This is a genomic window from Pontibacter sp. BAB1700, from assembly GCF_000277005.1.
GTDB classification, from domain to species: Bacteria; Bacteroidota; Bacteroidia; order Cytophagales; family Hymenobacteraceae; genus Pontibacter; species Pontibacter lucknowensis.
Genome location: NZ_AKIS01000135.1, coordinates 1 through 3,433, shown reverse-complemented (window position 1 = coordinate 3,433; position 3,433 = coordinate 1). Strand labels below are relative to the sequence as shown.

General features: G+C 37.3%; 3 protein-coding genes. All 3 read right to left on the bottom strand.

Annotated features, from left to right (window positions below; all coding sequences use genetic code 11):
• Nucleotides 1-13: 13 nt before the first annotated feature.
• On the bottom strand, nt 14-406 hold the full coding sequence (locus O71_RS15740) for a hypothetical protein (protein WP_155800952.1): 393 nt from the start codon (nt 404-406) through the stop codon (nt 14-16).
• Nucleotides 407-1,155: 749 nt separating this feature from the next.
• Nucleotides 1,156-1,590, bottom strand: coding sequence for a hypothetical protein (locus O71_RS21995; protein WP_007658642.1), 435 nt, complete (start codon nt 1,588-1,590; stop codon nt 1,156-1,158).
• Between the two features lie 150 nt (nt 1,591-1,740).
• Complete coding sequence (locus O71_RS15730) at nt 1,741-3,405, bottom strand: DUF262 domain-containing protein (RefSeq protein WP_007658641.1); 1,665 nt, start codon at nt 3,403-3,405, stop codon at nt 1,741-1,743.
• Between the last annotated feature and the right edge of the window lie 28 nt (nt 3,406-3,433).

Below are 3,433 nucleotides of genomic sequence, written 5' to 3'. Positions count from 1 at the left end.
ATTAATTAAAAAATTAGAGATTCCTCTCTAATTTCTCTAAATCCAGTTTTTCAAAAGATTCATCATCCAGTGCCTCTAGGATGGCTTGAATCTTAGCTTTACGCTTCTCACTCCGGGCACGCCTGGCGTTACTAGCACCTCTTTGCATACTATCTGCCATTTCAGTAATAATGTTTATCAAATCAGTTAGCTCTGCATCCGTCACCGCTCCTTTACCATCAAGCTTGTTTCTGAAGCGCCCAGCAAGCTTTTTGGCATTGTCTTCATTCCACTCTGCCGGATAAAGGTGCTCGGCAATAAACAGATGGCTTATGCCATAGGCTACTATCAACTCATATAATGGTTTGTTGAGATTATACAGATTCTGGGGGTTCTCAAACTCCACCTTCTTCTCTCGCTTTGCCATAATACTCATATGTTATTGTCATTCAACGATACAAAGGTAGGGGACAGTTTCTACAAAAACAATACGCAAATAAATATTTTATTTAATAATTTAGTTCTTATACGTATAACTTCTTGATATTTAATATAGTATTTAGTGTGCATATTCTCCTTCACACTCCATCTTATTCATTTAACAGGACCGTTAGAAAAAAAGGCGGAGCATTGAACTGTTGGAGTAAAGCATGCTTCCTCCTGCACATCCGCAATGAGGACTGGATAGTACACATCAATGTTCCCAATATGGTGCTTGTACAACCGGTCGGGTGGTTGAATAATGTTCATTAGGGACAGATAATGAGGTCTTTGATTTTAAGCATCAGCTCTCTTTAGAACCTGAAGCAATCCTTGAATGACCAAAATATACACCCATAAGCCGAAAGCTTAAATTACGTGAGAGGAATTTGAGGTTATAAGCTAAGGCAGAGTTCTTTGAAACTTTTGAGAACCTTATACACAAGCGAGGTAGAATAGGAGAGAATATCATCGTAGGCGTTCAATGTCTTAGGGATGTGACTAACCCTTCTTCTATACCATTTGACAAGGTGAGATTCAGACGATAAACGACAGACAAAGTAAACTTTGAAATAGAATTAACAATGCGCAGTCATTAGGCTTGAATGATTAGGTAAGGGGTTCTATTTGTTCATATGTGGCCAAAGCATCCAGCTCAGTAAACACCAAAGGTACTGACCTACTAAGATGAAAGCCTTAGTGCTCTTTCATGTTGATGATTCTAGGGATTCCTCCACGGTACCCAATGTTATTTATTTTATAGATACTGTAGTAGGTGTAGCTGATTTTCCTACATATATTATGCAAGGGCTGTAGATCAAAGATTAGTCCACCCTCCAAATCATGAATCAATTCATCTGTGTGGGCTAACGGGGATATTATAGTCCCAAACCTAACTTTCTTTATTCCCCTATAATTATCAACCCATTTAAAATAGTGTTTATTCAGGCGGGAAAAGAAGTTGCAGTTAGTCTTTCCAATGTAAAGAATAGTTTCTTTGGAGTTGAAAACTCTACTAATGCAATAAACACCGTATCCTTCATAACAGATATCCTTCGTAAAAGCATTTTCAAGCAGATAAGGATAACTCCATTCTATTGTAGCATTTCTAGATCGTAAAGCTGTATCCATAATATATTGTTTTATGAAGATATTCATCCTACGCCATAGAAGTCTAGTAAGGCAGTGGCGTTCTAAAATAACTTGTTCGCCACTGCTAATACTCTTCGCACAACCCTGCCCCCTTCACTTCTCTTACATAGCTGTGTTTTCTCCTATTCTCTAAATGTCAGATATTTCAAAATACCGCTTTGCGAAGTCCGAAATACGGGAATGACGTTCTGTAATCTCAGTTGACGTCCATTGATTTTTCTCTCTGATTTCCGTGTAACTTGAGAGTGCTGTATCTTGGAAAAGCTCGCTCTTCTTATGGAATGGTTTATTTCCGAATTTACTATTTTGGGGCTGTGTCAATAGGGCTAAGTTACCTACAAGGTGTAAAAAGTTCTTTTTAAAATCTTCTGTGTACTCTTCATTTGACGGATTTTGGGGACTGATATGTTCAATCGTATAACTGTTGTAAAGCTCTTTATCTAACAAGGCACCTGAGCGGTTCTTTTTTCTCAGATTGTTCTCATACTGCCACAGAATGAACTTTATAGTGTTATGACTATAATGCCATGTCCTGTTGTCAAAGTAGTTGTTAATTATGTTTTTAAACTTGCCCCCATCATTCCAATACCACTTGAATCCTGTTTCAGTAGCAGTTCTGATTTCCTGATACAAATTGTCTATGCTGTAATTGTCTTTGGGATCAAAGTAGCGTTTAGCATATTTAGGCAGGTAATCTGTTCTGTAGTCACCTAGTTTGAGCTTAAAGCAAAGTACTTCCATAAGTTTCAGAATACGCTTGTACTTATCGCCTGACACTTCGCCCTTATAAAAGAGTGTCAGTAAGACAATTTTCCAATTCGCTTCATTGCCAACGAAAAATAGATTCGATATTTTAGATTGACTTTTATTACTCACTACGCTCTTGGCGCTATGGGTGAGTTCCACAAAATTTTCAAAGAATAACTTTATCCATTCTGTCTTCTTCTCTTCTTTATTTAATCGCTCTTTAACAGCCTCGATATTCCCACCAATGCTATAAAACAGATTACAGAAGCTGCTCAACAACTCATTTTCTGTGAAGTAACCTTCAACTGCTTCGATGTATCTATATGTCTTTGAAATGTTACTTTGAATCTCGGCAATATCATTATTAGCCTGATGGTTGTCAGTACTTTGGATATATAGCTGATGCATCAAATAAGCTTTGATTACCTCAAACCTCGAAAGCTCTTTACCTCTGTTATTCTGATATTCAAAAACTTGCGTTGCCTCAATTTTATTAGAAATGTAAAAGGTGCTTATTACAGCACTTTCCAAGGTCTGCTGAATTTCTTTCAAGCTTATTATGTCAAATTTGCACAGCCTCGCTTCAAAGAAGTTGAATGCTTCTATTATCCGCTTTTGAGAGATGGTCTCAGTGTCATCAATAGCAGATACCAAATGCTTTTGAGTGGTCTTCTTAAAAATTACATGGTCGTCATCAATGGTCCTGAACACGTCAGTCAGATAAGTGTCTCGGATTTCCTCTGTATTTTCACCAAGTGCACTTAGAGCTTTTGCAATGGCTGACAAGAAAATTACTGTTGTTGTGAGCCGTTGCTGACCGTCAATTATAAAAAGGGTATTCCCATCTTTTTCAAAAAGTAATTGACCTAAATAGTATCGTTTTCCTTTCTGCTCTAAAAGGTCTTCCAGAAATTGAGTTCGCTGCTTTTCTCCCCAACTATAAGCTCTTTGATAAGCTGGAATTCTTATGGCGACAGAATATTGAAAGAGTTGCTGAATACTCTCTGCTACCTTAGTATTTGTAAGCGGTTCTAATACGTTTTCCATCAAGCTATCTTAATACTTTATCTTAAAT

Excerpts from the sequence above, each read along its gene's own strand:
- O71_RS21995 (WP_007658642.1), bottom strand. The coding sequence starts at position 1,590 with ATGGATACAGCTTTACGATCTAGAAATGCTACAATAGAATGGAGTTAT.
- O71_RS15730 (WP_007658641.1), bottom strand. The coding sequence starts at position 3,405 with ATGGAAAACGTATTAGAACCGCTTACAAATACTAAGGTAGCAGAGAGT.
- O71_RS15740 (WP_155800952.1), bottom strand. The coding sequence starts at position 406 with ATGGCAAAGCGAGAGAAGAAGGTGGAGTTTGAGAACCCCCAGAATCTG.